This is a genomic window from Aeromonas sp. 3P (assembly GCF_051919745.1).
GTDB lineage: Bacteria > Pseudomonadota > Gammaproteobacteria > Enterobacterales > Aeromonadaceae > Aeromonas > Aeromonas veronii.
Genome location: NZ_JBQBED010000001.1, coordinates 2,261,324 through 2,276,186, shown reverse-complemented (window position 1 = coordinate 2,276,186; position 14,863 = coordinate 2,261,324). Strand labels below are relative to the sequence as shown.

Sequence of the window (14,863 nt, the reverse complement as noted above, 5' to 3'; positions counted from 1 at the left end):
AATGGAGACGATTAGCTGGCAGGATTTCGATATGGTGGAGCTCCGGGTGGGCACCCTGGTGCGGGTTGAGCCGTTCCCCGAGGCGCGCAAACCGGCCTACAAGGTGTGGGCGGATTTTGGCCCCGAACTGGGGATACGCAAGAGCAGTGCCCAGATCACCGCGCTATACCAGCCAGAGCAGCTGGTGGGCCGCCAGATCATCGCCGTAGTCAACTTCCCGACCAAACAGATAGGGCCGTTTCAGTCTGAATTTCTGCTGACTGGTTTCTACCGGCCAGATGGCGCCGTGGTGATGGCTATCCCTGAGCGGGCGGTGGAGAACGGCGCCAAGCTGGGCTGAGTTCACACCCGAACAGAGACAAGAGAGGCGACCCCGGGGTCGCCTCTCTTTTTGTTTTCTGCTGCGAGTCGTTACTTCAACAGGCTGAAGATCAGCGCCGATACCGCCAGCGACCCGGTCAGCAGGATAAAGCCGTTGGTCCAGCCGTGACGGAAGCGGGCCAGCGCCTCCACCTTGTAGATCGCAATCACCGGCATGATGAACAGGATCATGGCGATGACCGGGCCGGAGAGGGTCTCTATCAGTCCCAGAATGCCCGGGTTGATGACGGCGGCACCCCAGATGGCGAAGAACATCAGGGCGATACCCAGTTTGTCCGCCTTGGCCAGCGGCAGACCGGTGGGCTTGGCGATCAGGCTTTTCAGGCTTTCGCGGGCACCGAGGAAGTGGCCGAGGAAGGAGGAGCTGATAGCGATAAAGGCGATGAGCGGCCCCAGAGTCACGATCACCGGGTTGTCGGTGATGTTGGCGAGATAGGAGAGCACAGAGACGTTCTGGGCCTTGGCTTCAGCCAGCTGGGCTGGCGAGAGGCTCAGCACGCAGGAGAAGACGAAGAAGAGCACGAAGCCCACCAGCATTACTGTGGTGTTGCGCAGGATCAGGCTGCTCTTGGCTTCCGCCTGCTCGCCATATTCACGGCGCTGCACGTTGGCAAAGCCGGAGATGGCGGCGGCGTGGCTGAAGGCGAACACGGTGACCGGCAGCGCCAGCCAGACGGTATTGAGGAAGCTGACTCCCTCAAACGCGGTCACTTCCGGCCATTGCCACTGAGGGATCAGGTAGCAGGAGAGCGCCGCCAGAATGGCCGCCAGCGGATAGACCATAAAGGCGAAGGCGCGCAGCATCGCTTTCTCACCCGCCAGCATCACAGCGATCATGGCGAACACCAGCAGGCCGGAGAGCATCACCCGATCCGGGGTCGCCATGCCGAGCTGGTTGACCATAAAGCTCTCCACCGTGTTGGTCAGCCCGACCCCGTAGATGAGCAGGATCGGGAAGATGGAGAGGAAATAGAGCGCCGAGATGAGGCGACCGGCCATTTTGCCGAAGTGCTCCTCCGCCACTTCGGTGAAGTCGGCGTGGGGGCGTGACGAGGAGAGCACGAAGCGCGCCAGCCCGCGGTGGGCCAGGAAGGTCATGGGGCCTGCCAGTACCGCGACGATGACGAGAGGCCAGATCCCGCCCAGACCCAGATTGATGGGCAGGAACAGGATGCCGGCGCCAACGGCGGTGCCAAACAGGCTGATAACCCAGTGGGTGTCGTGACGGCGCCAGCGGGTGATGCTGGCAGTGGTGGAGCAGGAACCGGATAGCTCCTTGGTAGCCTCTACAGATAAACTCATTACTAATTCACTTTTTGTTAGTGTTTTAATCTGAGTTCATTGTGGTTTATCGGGATTTAATTCTCAAAAAGCGAGACTGAAACATATCACTGCCATTGCGGGGTTTAGCCAGCGAGATTGGGAATGGAATCTGGGTCACAGAATGAAACAAAACTGACAATGGTGATTTTTGTGAAATATAAAACCAAAATTTGATCTGCGCTCGTTTTTTTATTTTGGCTAATCAGGTGTTTTCAGAATTACGTGAAAATCGCACCATTTCTCGCCGACCGATTGTGATGTTTCACTATCATTTCGCTTCTTTGCCAGCGTATCACGCTGTTCAAGAGCGCCTTGACCAGAGGATCACTCCGGCCATTACTCGGGGCAACTTCCCTGACAAAGCAGGCGGCCATCGGGCCGCCTGCTTGTCTGGTGTGATGATATCGCTATCCGTTTAGTGGGCCAGAATGTTGCCCCAGGCGAGATCCGGATCCCCCATCACGATAAAGTCAGGGTTCTCCAGCGACTCGGTTTCGTTGTAACTGAGTGGCTGCAACGCCAGGCTGAGGATGCGGCCACCTGCCGCCTCGACGATGCACTGGGCGGCGGCGGTGTCCCACTCGCCGGTGGGGCCGAGCCGCACGTAGCAATCGGCCGCCCCTTCCGCCACCAGACAGGATTTGAGGGAGCTGGAGCCGAGCGGGATCAGCTCGTAGTTGATGGCCGGGTTGAGGCGGCGGGTGAGCTTCTCCAGCTTCTGGCGGCGGCTGATGGCTACCACCAGCGAGTCGGGCTGGTCATGCTCGTGGTGCATGGCGCTGATGGGCAACACCTCGCCGTTCACTTCCTTGAAGGCGCCGTAGCCGCGCACAGCCCAGTAGAGCACGTCAGACTCGGGGGCGTAGATGACCCCGAGCACCGGCACGTTGTCCCGCACCAAGGCGATCAGGGTGGCGAAATCGCCGCTGCCTGCGATAAATTCGCCAGTGCCGTCGAGGGGATCCACCAGCCAGTATTGCCGCCAGTTGGATCGCTGGCTGAAGGGGATGTCGGCCGCCTCTTCGGTCAGCACCGGCACATGGGGGGTGAGCGCCGAGAGCGCCTGTTTGAGGTAGGCATCGGCAGCAAGATCGGCACTGGTGACCGGGGTCGCATCCTCCTTCAGCTGACGCTCGAACTGACCGCCGTGATAGATGTCGTGAAGGATCCTTCCGGCTTCGCGGGCAATCTCCTTGACCCCCGGCACCCAGGCCAACAACTCCTGCATCTCGTTATCCTCTGTCTGTTAACTGCCCGTCTGCGGGCTACTTTGTCTGCTCCGCCAGCCACTTTTGGGCCAAGAGCAGGGCACTGATGCTGCGCGACTCGGTGAAGTCGGGCCGCGCCAGCAATTCATCGATCCGGTTGAGTGGCCAGGGGATCACCTCCAGCGGTTCGGGTTCGTCGCCGATCCGCTGTTCGGGGAAGAGATCCCGGGCCAGCAAAATGTCCATCCGGCTGGAGAAGTAACCGGGCGCCAGCGACACCTGTTTGAGCAGGGTCAGGCTGTTGGCGCCAAAGCCTGCCTCTTCCATCAGCTCCCGGTTGCCTGCCTCGAAGGCATCTTCGCCCGGGTCGATCAGCCCCTTGGGAAAGCCCAGCTCGTAGGAGTGGGTGCCGGCGGCATATTCGCGCACCAGCAGCAGGGTCTGCTCATCGAACAGCGGCACCACCATGACGGCGCCACGATTGCCGCCGCGCATCCGCTCGTAGACTCGCTCCTCACCGTTGGAGAATTTGAGGTGGAGGGATTCCACTCTGAACAGCCGGCTCTCGGCCACGATCTCGGCCTTGAGGATCTCCGGCTTGCTCTTCTCCTGCTCCAGCTGGTCGATCGAAATCTGTTCGGGGGGGCTTTTGTGGTGCTCACTCATCAGGGGTGACGGCTCGTTAAAAAATCGTGCTTCAAGAGTAAACGACTCCCACACCGAACACCACGGGGCAGGGAGGGGAAAGGGGGAGGAAAAATCCGTTATACTGCCGCTCCATTTCTTTCGCGACACCGAGATCAAGAGACCCGATGCCACACTCCCGCGCTACCACCTTGCCCTGGCACCAGATAGACACCGTCTTGCTCGATATGGATGGCACCCTGATCGATCTGCATTTTGACAACCACCTCTGGCAGCAGCTGGTGCCGGAGCGTTACGCCGAGCGGCTCGGTCTGCCGCTGGATGAAGCCAAAGCGCAGATCGACGTCCACTATCACGCCGTCAACGGCACCCTCAACTGGTACTGCGTGGATTACTGGAGCGAGACCCTGGGGCTCGATATTCGTGCCCTCAAGCAGGAGCTGCTGGCGAAGATCCAGTGGCGCCCCCACGCCATCCCCTTTCTGGCCGAGCTGCGTGCCGCGGGCAAACAGCTGGTGCTTTTCACCAATGCCCACCCCGCCAGCCTGTCGGTGAAGGATGCGCAGCTGGGGCTGAGCGACCATCTGGATCTGATGGTGAGTACCCACGAACTGGGTTGGTCGAAGGAGAGCCAGCACTGCTGGCAGGCACTGGCCGAGCGGCTGGCGTTCGATCCGGCCCGCACCCTGTTTGTGGATGATAGCGAGCGGATCCTGCGGGCTGCCGCCGACTATGGTATCGTCTATCAGCTGGCGATCCAGAATCCGGATAGCTGCAAGCCGGAGCAGAGCATTACCGCTTTTCCGGCGATCCGCGACTATGCCGAGTTGCTGCCGTTGGCAATCTGAATTTGCTGAAACGATAGAGGGCTGCATCATGCCGCCCTCTATCTTTGATTTGAATTTTGGTTATCTGACGCCTGATGGCGAAAAATCACAGCTCCCGAAACGGGCGCCGCTTCTCCTCTTCGATGACGATCGCCTCCAGATTGGCGATCCGCTCCTGCAATTCTCTGATGATCATATCCTGCTTGCCGAGGCGGTCGGTGATGCGTGCATCCCCCATCTGGTAGCGAGCTCGCTTGCCGAGGTATCCGAACAATAGGCTGATAAATACGATCAGGACTATGCCTGTCCACATGGTCATGTCACGACTCCTTGTCGTCTATAAACGGCGAAAACGCTGATGGGATCTGTTCTGTTTTCTCACAGCCGCCAATTGGCCGCAATGGGTCCCGTTTCGCCTTTGTGATGCAGTTGGCTATTGCTGCCAGAGTGGCCGCCCGACCCAGAGCGCCCACAGGGTGAGGTGCAGCAGCACGATAAACCAGAAGACCAGCCGGTAGCTGCGCTTCTGGGTCTTGTGACGCAGCCACTGGCGGGCCACCAGTGCGCCCGGCCAGCCGCCGCACAGCTCCAGCAGGTGCAGGCGAGATTCGGGAATGCGCCACTCACCCCGTACCGCCTGCCGCTTGTCCCAGGCGTAGGCGGCCACCGTGAGCAGGCTCATGGTGAGCAACACGGCCAGCGGCCACCACTGCTGCTCGCCGAGGCCGAGCCAGAGGGCGGCGCCCAGTGGCAGCAGTGCCAGCGCCATCACTGGGCCAGCTCCCAGCAGCGCTCCTCGTCCTGCTTGAGAGTGCGGATCACTCTGGCCGGATTTCCCACCGCCACCGAGTCGGCCGGGATGTCGCGGGTGACCACGGCGCCGGCGCCAATGATGGAGCGCGGCCCTATGGTGACGCCGGGGCAGATGATGGCGCCGCCGCCGATCCAGCAGTCATCGCCGATCCGCACCGGCTTGTTGTAGGCGGTCCAGTTGCGTCGTTCCAGATAGTTCATGGTGTGGGTAGCGGTGTAGATCTGCACGTTGGGGGCCAGCAGCACATGGCTGCCGATGCGCACTTCGCCCACGTCGAGAATGGTGACGTTGAAGTTGAAGAAGGTCTTCTCGCCGATATGAATGTTGCGGCCAAACTCGCAGGTAAACGGCGTGCTGATCCAGCAGGAGTCGGGGCAGTGGCCAAACAGTTCGCGGCAGATCTGCTGGCGCAGAGGAGCATCGCCCGCCGATGAACCGTTGAGCTTGGCCAGCAGCGCCTGACCGCGGATCCGGTCGTTCGCTATCTCCTCGCTCTGGCTATCCAGGGCCCCGCCTGCCAGTACCTTGTCCCAGTCGCTCGCCATTGCTACCTCCTCATGCTGCAAGAGCAGGCAGTATACGTGACTGTCAGGGGCGCCGTCAGTCTGTCACTTGTTGCAGGTGATCCTCGTCAACCTGCGGGCCAGACGAGGGGCAGGATCAACAGGGCCGAGACGAAGTAGGGGAGCAATACCCGCAGCCCGAGACTGCGACCGCCGATGCCAAGGGCCAGCAGCCCCTTCACCAGCGAGTTGACCAGCCCGGCCAGCAGGATGCCGCGGGCCGCCACCTCCAGCGCCAGCTCCTTGTGGGAAAGCTGGGAGAGCGACAAGGTGATGGCGTCCACGTCGGTGATCCCCGAGACCAGCGACAGCAGATAGACCCCCGAGTTGCCTACCTTGTCTTGCAGCAGCGTTGCCATAAAGCCGATCAACGCCAGCAGCAGGCCGAACTTGATGGCGGTGGCCAGATCGAGCGGGTTGCTGGTTTCCGGCTGTACCGGGCCGTCTGTCAGCTCCTCGCGCTGGCGCCAGAACCAGAAGGCAAAGCCGTACACCGTGGTCGCCAGCAACACGAGCGGGGCGGCGAGGCGCATCGCCAGCTCGCTGTGAATCAGCAGCACCAGTACCAGCAGCCGCAGCCACATGGTGGCCCCTGCCAGCAGGATGCCGGTGGCCAGCAGTCGCTCCAGCCCGCCCTGCTCCTTGTTGAGACGGGCGAACTGCAGGGTAAGGGCGGTGGAGGAGGCCAATCCCGCCAGTATGCTGGTGAGCACCAGTCCGGCGCGGGTGCCGAGCAGGCGTACCGCGAAGTGGCCACAAAACGAGATGCCGGCGATCACCACCACCATCAGCCAGATCTTGAAGGGGTTGAAGGCATCGAGAGGGCCCATCTCCTCGTTGGGCAGTACCGGCAGCAGCACCAGCGAGATAAGCAGAAAGCGCAGGGTGGCGTGGAATTCGGTTTCGCTCAGAAACAGCATCCCCTGCTGGATCTGTCCCTTCAAGCCCATCAACAGGGCGGCCAGCACGGCGCAGGCGACCGCCTCGCTCGGGCTCAGCAGCACCGACATCAGCCCCAGCAGATAGGTGAGCAGCATGGCCACCGAGCTGGTGAGGCCGAACTCCCCCTGCCAGCGCTGGGCCAGCCAGACCGAGAGGCCGCAGCCGATCACCACCGCCAGCAGGCCGAGCAGCGGCAGCCAGGGGCCCAGAGTGGGCAGCAGCAAACCGCACACCCCGCCGAGCAGGCCAATGAGGCCGTAGGTACGCATCCCGGCGATGCGCTGGTTATCCCCCAGCTGGCGCACCTGCCAGCCCCGCTCCAGCCCGATGATCAGGCCGATGGCCAGCGAGACCAGGGCTCCGTTGACCGGTTCTGCATTGATCCACATAACGACTTCCTTTTCGTCATCTGCCTGCCTTGTTCCCATGATGGCACAGCGAGCAAGGGGCCAGAGGGGCATGGCTCACAGAGTCTGCGTCCGGCTTCCGGTGCGGGTGGCTGAGTTGATATGAGCAAAAGAGATAAGCAAAGAGTTATTTCTTTCTTCTGGGCATAACAACTCCACGGCATGCTGTTCTCAACCCAACAAGATATGGAGAATCACCATGAAACTGCGAATGACCGCCCTGACCCTGCTCTCTCTGCTGGCATTTGGTCAGGCCAATGCCGCCGAGATCCGCCTGCTCAACGTCTCTTACGATCCGACCCGCGAGCTGTTTCAGGAGTACAACGCCGCCTTTGCCAAGGAGTGGAAGGCCAAAACCGGCGACGACGTGGTGGTGAGCCAGTCTCACGGTGGCTCCGGCAAGCAGGCTCGCGCCGTTGTGGACGGGCTGGAAGCTGACGTGGTCTCGCTGGCGCTTGCCTACGACGTCAACGCCGTTGCCAAGCAAGGTCTTATCGCAGCGGATTGGCAGAACCGTCTGGCCAATAATGCAGCGCCCTACACCTCGACCATCGTCTTCCTGGTACGCAAGGGTAATCCCAAGCAGATCAAGGATTGGGGCGACCTGGTGCGCAAGGATGTGGCCATCGTGACTCCCAACCCCAAGACCTCCGGCGGGGCACGCTGGAACTATCTGGCCGCCTGGGGCTATGCCCTGAAGAAGAGCGGCAGTGAAGAGGGGGCCAAGCAGTTTGTTGGCGATCTCTTCAAGAACGTGAAGGTGCTGGACTCAGGCGCCCGCGGTGCCACCACCAGCTTTATCGAGCGTGGCCTTGGTGATGTGCTGCTGGCATGGGAGAACGAAGCCCTGCTGGTACTGGGTCAGCCCGGTGCCAGCGACAAGTTCGAGCTGGTGGTGCCTTCGGTCTCCATATTGGCTGAGCCGCCGGTCGCGGTGGTGGACAAGGTGGCCAAGAAGCACGGCACTGAAACGGTGGCCAAGGCCTATCTCGATTATCTCTACTCCGACGAGGGGCAGCATATCGTCACCAAACATCACTATCGCCCCAGCAACCCGGCGATCCTGAAGGAGACGGCAGCCCAGTTCCCGCAGCTTACCTTCTTTACCGTCAAGGATCTGGAAGGGGATTGGGAGAAAGCCCAGAAGAAACACTTCGCCCAGGGCGGTCTGTTTGACCAGATCTATCAGCCGGGTCGTTGATAGCTTCGTTATCCATCACTGAACTGGCCCCTGTGCCAGCCGATAGGAGCACCAAGATGAACAAGATCCTCCTGGTTCCCGGTCTGCACAACAGTGGGCCGGATCACTGGCAGAGCCGCTGGCACGAGCATTTTCCCTACTGGCAACGGATGACGGGTCTGCCATGGGAGAAACCGGATCTCACGGTCTGGAGTGCCAAGCTGGCGAGCAAGTTGAGAAGTCGCCGCAGTCGGGTCCATCTGGTGGCCCACTCTTTCGGTGCCCTGACCGCCATCGCGGCAGCCAGATTGCAGCCGGAGAAGGTTGCCTCGCTCTTTCTGGTGGCACCGGCTGACCCAGCCCGTTTCGGGATTGTCGATGAGCGGCTGGAAGGGCCGTTGCAAGTCTCCGCCCAGCTGGTGGCCAGCCGCAATGATCCCTGGATGAGCTTTGAACGGGCCGAATACTGGAGCCGTCAGTGGCAGGTGCCGCTGTTCGATGCCGGTGAGGCGGGCCATATCAATGCCCAGTCAGGTCATGGGGACTGGCATCAGGGGCTGCATTTGCTGGGGGCACTCTACCGCCGTGGTGAGCTGGTAGTGGCACCGGTCAAGACCGCATCGACCCGGCCGGTCGTATTGGGCTTTCGCTAGGTATCTGTGAAGTGGTTGGAGGGTTGTCGGGCGCGCTGTTCGCTGGCTACTCCATGCCCCCGTTCTTTGAATGCTCCGCTCCGTATTGCTCCATTTCTTAGGTCTTTTATTTATATAAAAGACCTTTTTTTATTTGGAGTGCGCCAAGAGCCTTGTGACTCTGCGGTTAGACAAAAAAGTGATTAGCAAAGTCGCAATTGATGTTTGTTGCCGATGAGGGGAGTGCGCAGAATCACCATATCGAAAATTCTTCATAACAGATGGATGTGTTATGCGATTTGGTTCTTATTCTGTCCTGCCCGGTTTTGGCCCCACCTTGGGGTTCAGCCTGCTCTATCTGGGCCTGCTGGTGCTGTTGCCGCTCTCGGCCCTGGTACTGTTTGCGATCAACAACCTGACCGCCGCCGAGTTCTGGCAGGTGATCGGTTCACCCCGGGTGCTCGCCTCTTTTCGCCTGAGCTTCGGTGCGGCCTTTGTCGCGGCGCTGCTCAACAGCCTATTTGGCCTGATCCTGGCCTGGATCCTGGTGCGCTACACCTTCCCCGGTCGTCGTCTGGTGGATGCGCTGATCGACCTGCCATTCGCCATGCCGACCGCCGTTTCCGGCATCGCCCTGTGCGCCATCTTCGCCCCCAACGGCTGGATCGGCCAGTTGCTGGCGCCGCTCGGCATCCAGCTCGCCTACAACCCTATCGGGGTGGTCATCGCACTCACCTTTATCGGATTGCCGTTTGTGGTGCGTACCCTGCAGCCGGTGCTGCGGGAGTCTGAAACTGAACAGGAGGAGGCGGCCGCCAGCCTCGGCGCCGATCGCTGGCAGACCTTTATGCGGGTGCTCTGGCCGACCCTGATCCCGGCCCTGCTGACCGGCTTTGCGCTGGCGTTTGCCCGCGGGGTAGGGGAGTACGGTTCGGTCATCTTTATCGCCGGCAACCTGCCGATGGTCTCGGAAATCGCGCCACTGATGATCATGAGCCACCTGGAGGAGTATGACTATGCCGGTGCCTCTGCCATCGCCGTGGTGATGCTGCTGATTTCGTTCATTTTGTTACTGCTAATCAACAAGTTGCAGGCCTGGAGCTGGTCTCGCATCGGAGGGAGCCGGATATGAGTTCATCTGCTATCGCCATTGAGGCGGCCTCTGTGGAGGCGACCCCCGCTCGCAAGGCTCCGGCCGTGATCCGCGAGCCCCAGTGGGTCAAATGGCTGCTCATCACGGTGGGTCTCGGTTGGTTTGCCGCCCTGTTGCTGCTGCCGTTGGCCACCGTCTTTATTCAGGCGCTGAGCCCTGGGCTGGTCTTCTTCTGGCACGCCATCAGCGAGCCGGATGCCCTGAGCGCCCTCGGTCTGACCGCACTGGTGACCCTCTGCGCCGTTCCCCTCAATCTGCTGTTCGGGATTGCTGCGGCCTGGGCCATCGCCCGTTTCCGCTTCCCCGGTCGGCAGCTGCTCATCACCATCATCGATCTGCCCTTCTCGGTGTCGCCGGTGATCGCCGGTCTGATGCTGGTGTTGATGTTCGGCAGCCGCGGCTGGTTCGGTGACTGGCTGAGCGAACACGACATCAAGATCATCTTCGCCACCCCGGGGATCATCCTGGCCACCACCTTCATTACCGTGCCCTTCGTGGTGCGCGAGCTGCTGCCCCAGATGGAGGCGCGTGGCCCGGAAGAGGAAGAGGCGGCCATCATGCTGGGGGCGAGCGGCCTGCAGATGTTCTGGCGCGTCACCCTTCCCGGCATTCGCTGGAGCCTGATGTACGGCCTGCTGCTCTGTACCGCCCGCGCGGTGGGGGAGTTTGGCGCTGTGTCGGTAGTTTCCGGCCATATTCGCGGCCAGACCAATACCCTGCCGCTGCATATCGAGATCCTCTACAACGAGTACCAGACCGGCGCCGCCTTTGCAGTGGCAAGCCTCTTGGCTCTGTTCGGGATCTTCACCCTGCTGGGGGAAACCCTGTTGGCCCGGCTGCGTGTCCAGCCCACCAAATCTCACTGAATTACCGTTTTAAAGAGGCAGCCATGAGCATTCAGGTTCAACAACTCAACAAGCATTTCAATCAGTACGCGGCGCTGGCAGACATCAACCTCGACTTTCATGACGGTGAGCTGGTGGCGCTGCTCGGCCCCTCCGGCTGTGGCAAGACCACCCTGCTGCGGATCATCGCCGGGCTGGAGCAAGCCGACAGTGGCCACGTCATCATTCGTGGTGAGGATGCCTCGGATCTCCATGTGCGCGAGCGCAATGTCGGCTTCGTGTTCCAGCACTACGCCCTGTTTCGCCATATGACAGTCTTCGAGAACGTGGCGTTTGGCCTTAGGGTCAAACCGCGCAGTGAACGCCCGGCTGAGGCGGCCATTCGCGCCCGGGTCAAGGAGTTGCTGGATCTGGTGCAGCTCAGCCACGTGGCCGAACGTTATCCGACCCAGCTCTCCGGCGGTCAGCGTCAGCGGGTCGCGCTGGCTCGCGCGCTGGCGGTGCAGCCCAAGGTACTGCTCTTGGATGAGCCCTTCGGTGCCCTCGATGCGCAGGTGCGCAAGGAGCTGCGTCGCTGGCTGCGCGAGCTGCACGACGAGCTGCACGTCACCAGTCTGTTCGTGACTCACGATCAGGAGGAGGCGCTGGAGGTAGCGGATCGGGTGGTGCTGATGAATGCCGGACGGGTCGAGCAGATCGGCACCCCGGCCGAGGTCTACGACCAGCCCGCCAGCTCCTTCGTCCACAGCTTCCTCGGCAGTGTGAACCAGTTCCGCGGTCGGGTGGCGGAGCAGGGATTCGGTGTCGGCGAGCAGCTGCTCGGCGGGCCGTCGGCTTCCCATCTGGCTCACGGCAGTGCCGCCATCGCCTATGTCCGCCCCCATGAACTGGAGATCTTGCCAGCCGATGCGCCGGGCGGGATCCGCGCCACCATTACCCGTCTGCTGCCCATGGGGCCACGCATTCGGGTGGAGCTGCGTGGTGACGGTGAGACCAAAGGGGCTCACTATGAGGCGGAGCTGAGCAAGGAGGCGGCCAAGCTGTTTGCCCCGGGTCAGGGGGTGAAGCTGGTGGCCAGACAGGCGCAGTTCTATCCCGATTATCAGATTTGATGCTGTGTTGCAGGCGGTGTGGCCGCCCGGTTCAGGCGCTCTGCCGGGGCATGATCCGGCCAAATAACAAAAATGAGAGGGGCGAGCAGATTGTGTCGCCCACTCTTCGCAGGAGGCGACAAAGTGAATTTTCAGCAGTTACGCATTATCCGGGAGGCAGCGCGGCGGGATTACAACCTGACCGAGGTGGCCAACGCCCTTTTTACCTCGCAATCCGGGGTGAGTCGCCATATCCGCGAGCTGGAAGAGGAGCTCGGTATCGAACTATTTATCCGCTACGGCAAGCGGCTGCTCGGTATGACCGAGCCTGGCAAGGAGCTGCTGGTGATTGCCGAGCGCATTCTCAATGACGCCAACAACATCCGCAAACTGGCCAGCACCTTTGCCAACCGCGACTCGGGCCGCTTGCTGGTGGCGACCACCCATACCCAGGCCCGCTATGCCTTGCCGCGGGTGGTGAAGGCGTTTCGCGAGCAGTTTCCGCTGGTGCAGCTGGAGCTGCGTCAGGGCAGCCCGGAGGAGATAGTGCGGCTGGTGCAGACCGGCGAGGTGGATATCGGCATCAGCAGCGAGCAGCTCGACAAGAGCGAAGGGGTGGTGGCATTTCCCTACTACCGCTGGCACCACAATATCGTGGTGCCCGAGCAACATCCGCTGGCAGGCGAGCGGGATCTGACGCTGGCGGCGCTGGCCAACTGGCCCATCGTCACCTATCAAGCCGGGTTGACCGGGCGGGTGCGGGTGGATGAAGCCTTTGCTGCGGCTGGCATCGAGCCGCAGATCCTGCTGACGGCGCAGGACTCCGATGTCATCAAGACCTATGTCGAGCTGGAGATGGGGGTCGGCATACTGGCCGACATGGCGTTCGACACCCAGCGCGATCAGGGGCTGGTGCAGCTTGATGGCAGCCATCTGTTTGCCCCTCACACCGCCTGGATTGGCCTCAAGCAGGGGCAGTTCCAGCACAACTTTGCCTGGCAGTTTATCCAGCTCTGCAACCCCGAGCTGGCGCTGGCGGATATTCAGGCCCGCGCCATGGGCAGCGAGCCCGCCCTCGACTTCCAGATTTGAATCGGAAGAGATGACAGAAGGGGAGCCAATGGCTCCCCTTTTGCTATCCGGTGGCGAGTTACTTCACTTCATCCCACGCCATCTGCCAGTGGGAGCCGATGCCCGGCTCGTACTGGGTGGCGGTGGTGGTCCACTGCTGGCAGTAGCCGCTGTAGGGGAAGGGCTTGCACTGATAGACCTTGCCATTTTTTGGCTGCTGCACCTTGGTGCCGGCGGCATAGGATTTGAGCGAGTTCGGGAAGACGAAGTCGTATTCGCCGCTGCTCTGCTCCTTGAACATCAGATCCATGGTCTGCTGGATGGTCTCGCCGCCCGCTTTCGGAGTGGCCTTGATCACCAGCTGGTGGTGACCCGCCTTGAGCCCTTCCAGCGCCATGGTGAAGGTGTGGCTGCTGTCCCTGATGTCGGCACTGCTTTCCCCCTTGGCGACGCCGCCGTGGTCATAGAGGGTGTTGGTGACGGCCAGATCGCCCTGTGCGGTGACGGTGAAATCGAGGGTTGCCTTGCCGTTGTCCAGCACATAGTCGCTGGCCAGACCGCTGACGCTGATGCTGTCCACTACCGGCGGCTGCAGCTGCTGCAGGTCAATCTCGACTCGATCCAGTTTGCTGTCTCGATGCAGATAGACGGGGTTCATACCGTAGATCGGATTGAACTGGCCATCGGCTCCTTGCTGACCGGCGCGGATCAGGCTCTGTTCGGCGTTGATCTTGCTGGCGAGGGCATGAGCCCAGCTGTTCTTCTGGCCCTGGTCGGCGGTGGTGATGGTCAGCACGGTCTGCAGATCGGGGCGCTCGCCGTTGGCATCGAATACCCGGGTCATCGCCTTGTCACCCACCGCGAGGTCGATGGAGGGGTAGATGGTGCCTGCCTGGCTCCACTCCAGCGGCGGCTGGCTGCCATCTTTGAACTTGGCATCGATGATGTTGTAGAAGCTGTTGCTGGTATCGCCCACTTCCCACACGCCGAGGATCACCTGATAACCGGTGCGCTCCGGCAGGACACAGTTGTGGGTCACCTGCTTGGGCGGCTGCACCATGTTGCCGTCGATGACGCAGAAGGGGGTCAGGTCGAACGAGGCGCGGGTGAGCGGCTGGTTGGGGTTCCAGTCCTGCTTGGTGAGGTAGTAGCGCCAGTTGCGGGTGACGTGGTTTGCGGTGAATGTCCAGCTGATGGCGAAGGGGCCGGGCTGTACTTCACGTTTGGTCCAGCGGTCGCTGGTCTGGATGTTCAGCTCGCTCCAGCGCGGGCTGCCCGCCGAGGCGATTTGACCATCCTGCGGGCCGCTCTGCGGGAAGCCGGAAGGGCCCTCCACGCTCTGGGGTTCCCACTGCACGCCGCCACACTGGCTGTTGCCGCCGGTTTTGCACAGATAGTTGCGGCTCTCTGGCTGGCTGATGTAGCCATGAGCCAGGGCGCTGCCGCTGGCCAGCAGAGCCAGCACCGCTGCGATGTGATTGAGTTGGATTTTTGCTGCCATACATTCCTCTGTTCGACAGATGTGGGCAGTCAGTTGGCCTGGGGATTCCCCGATACACACTTGCGTGTGGCAACCCCGCTATCCTGGACAAAACGTCTGTAGACCGGAGGCTTTGCGTCCCGACCTTTCGGTCAGTTTGCCAAATGACTAGATGATTAGTGATGGGCCAAATGTTCGGCCATCAGCATTGTGCACTGCATTGATTCGTTATTTGAAGTTGAATGTTTAAACGCATCATCCAATGGCGCGCAAATCATTCTAACTAGCTGTTTTTAAATTG

16 protein-coding genes and 1 riboswitch are annotated in these 14,863 nt (G+C 61.2%); of the genes, 8 read left to right on the top strand and 8 right to left on the bottom strand.

Going from position 1 to position 14,863, the window contains the following annotated elements; genetic code table 11:
- The first annotated feature begins 1 nt into the window (after position 1).
- On the top strand, positions 2-340 hold the full coding sequence (locus ACTG19_RS10345; RefSeq protein WP_201990720.1) for a tRNA-binding protein: 339 nt from the start codon (positions 2-4) through the stop codon (positions 338-340).
- A gap of 71 nt (positions 341-411) precedes the next feature.
- Here the strand turns inward: ACTG19_RS10345 and ACTG19_RS10340 are convergent, their stop codons facing one another.
- From ACTG19_RS10340 to nudE, 3 genes are all read right to left on the bottom strand, one after another.
- Positions 412-1,683 (bottom strand): aromatic amino acid transport family protein, encoded by a 1,272-nt coding sequence (locus ACTG19_RS10340; RefSeq protein WP_201990722.1) that lies wholly within the window; start codon positions 1,681-1,683, stop codon positions 412-414.
- 436 nt (positions 1,684-2,119) lie between these two features.
- On the bottom strand, positions 2,120-2,932 hold the full coding sequence (cysQ, locus tag ACTG19_RS10335) for a 3'(2'),5'-bisphosphate nucleotidase CysQ (protein WP_042030322.1): 813 nt from the start codon (positions 2,930-2,932) through the stop codon (positions 2,120-2,122).
- A gap of 37 nt (positions 2,933-2,969) precedes the next feature.
- Positions 2,970-3,578, bottom strand: coding sequence for an ADP compounds hydrolase NudE (gene nudE, locus ACTG19_RS10330; protein ID WP_162628427.1), 609 nt, complete (start codon positions 3,576-3,578; stop codon positions 2,970-2,972).
- A 146-nt stretch (positions 3,579-3,724) separates the two neighbouring features.
- Here nudE and yrfG point away from each other — a divergent pair, with 146 nt between their 5' ends.
- Complete coding sequence (yrfG, locus tag ACTG19_RS10325; RefSeq protein ID WP_439989054.1) at positions 3,725-4,405, top strand: GMP/IMP nucleotidase; 681 nt, start codon at positions 3,725-3,727, stop codon at positions 4,403-4,405.
- Between the two features lie 85 nt (positions 4,406-4,490).
- Here yrfG and ACTG19_RS10320 read toward each other — a convergent pair whose 3' ends face one another.
- From ACTG19_RS10320 to ACTG19_RS10305, 4 genes are all read right to left on the bottom strand, one after another.
- Positions 4,491-4,703, bottom strand: coding sequence for a hypothetical protein (locus tag ACTG19_RS10320; protein ID WP_040067337.1), 213 nt, complete (start codon positions 4,701-4,703; stop codon positions 4,491-4,493).
- A gap of 114 nt (positions 4,704-4,817) precedes the next feature.
- Positions 4,818-5,156 (bottom strand): DUF1294 domain-containing protein, encoded by a 339-nt coding sequence (locus ACTG19_RS10315; RefSeq protein ID WP_076494508.1) that lies wholly within the window; start codon positions 5,154-5,156, stop codon positions 4,818-4,820.
- Positions 5,153-5,743: a sugar O-acetyltransferase gene (locus ACTG19_RS10310; RefSeq protein ID WP_113740056.1), complete on the bottom strand. Its 591-nt coding sequence runs from the start codon at positions 5,741-5,743 to the stop codon at positions 5,153-5,155. Before ACTG19_RS10310 ends, ACTG19_RS10315 begins: the two co-directional genes overlap by 4 nt.
- Before the next feature lie 86 nt (positions 5,744-5,829).
- On the bottom strand, positions 5,830-7,092 hold the full coding sequence (locus tag ACTG19_RS10305) for an MgtC/SapB family protein (protein ID WP_113740057.1): 1,263 nt from the start codon (positions 7,090-7,092) through the stop codon (positions 5,830-5,832).
- Positions 7,093-7,309: 217 nt separating this feature from the next.
- On the opposite strand from ACTG19_RS10305, the gene ACTG19_RS10300 reads away from it, so the two are divergent.
- The 6 genes from ACTG19_RS10300 to cbl all read left to right on the top strand — a co-directional run bounded on the left by ACTG19_RS10300 (position 7,310) and on the right by cbl (position 13,103).
- Positions 7,310-8,311 (top strand): sulfate ABC transporter substrate-binding protein, encoded by a 1,002-nt coding sequence (locus ACTG19_RS10300; RefSeq protein WP_439989053.1) that lies wholly within the window; start codon positions 7,310-7,312, stop codon positions 8,309-8,311.
- Between the two features lie 56 nt (positions 8,312-8,367).
- The gene (locus ACTG19_RS10295) at positions 8,368-8,943 is read left to right on the top strand and encodes an RBBP9/YdeN family alpha/beta hydrolase (RefSeq protein ID WP_439989051.1); all 576 of its coding nucleotides are present in this window, start codon (positions 8,368-8,370) and stop codon (positions 8,941-8,943) included.
- Between the two features lie 271 nt (positions 8,944-9,214).
- Positions 9,215-10,054, top strand: coding sequence for a sulfate ABC transporter permease subunit CysT (cysT, locus tag ACTG19_RS10290; protein WP_439989050.1), 840 nt, complete (start codon positions 9,215-9,217; stop codon positions 10,052-10,054).
- Positions 10,051-10,941 (top strand): sulfate ABC transporter permease subunit CysW, encoded by an 891-nt coding sequence (gene cysW, locus ACTG19_RS10285; protein WP_439989049.1) that lies wholly within the window; start codon positions 10,051-10,053, stop codon positions 10,939-10,941. The genes cysT and cysW overlap by 4 nt, the downstream gene beginning before the upstream one ends.
- 23 nt (positions 10,942-10,964) lie before the next feature.
- Positions 10,965-12,032 carry a sulfate/molybdate ABC transporter ATP-binding protein gene (locus ACTG19_RS10280; RefSeq protein ID WP_113740060.1) on the top strand — a complete coding sequence of 356 codons (1,068 nt, stop codon included), beginning with the start codon at positions 10,965-10,967 and terminating at the stop codon, positions 12,030-12,032.
- 123 nt (positions 12,033-12,155) lie between these two features.
- On the top strand, positions 12,156-13,103 hold the full coding sequence (gene cbl, locus ACTG19_RS10275) for an HTH-type transcriptional regulator Cbl (protein ID WP_040096707.1): 948 nt from the start codon (positions 12,156-12,158) through the stop codon (positions 13,101-13,103).
- 58 nt (positions 13,104-13,161) lie between these two features.
- Here cbl and gbpA read toward each other — a convergent pair whose 3' ends face one another.
- Positions 13,162-14,583, bottom strand: a complete 1,422-nt coding sequence (gbpA, locus tag ACTG19_RS10270) for an N-acetylglucosamine-binding protein GbpA (protein ID WP_201990737.1) — start codon at positions 14,581-14,583, stop codon at positions 13,162-13,164.
- Positions 14,584-14,648: 65 nt separating this feature from the next.
- Positions 14,649-14,734: riboswitch (cyclic di-GMP riboswitch) on the bottom strand.
- Positions 14,735-14,863 lie beyond the last annotated feature (129 nt).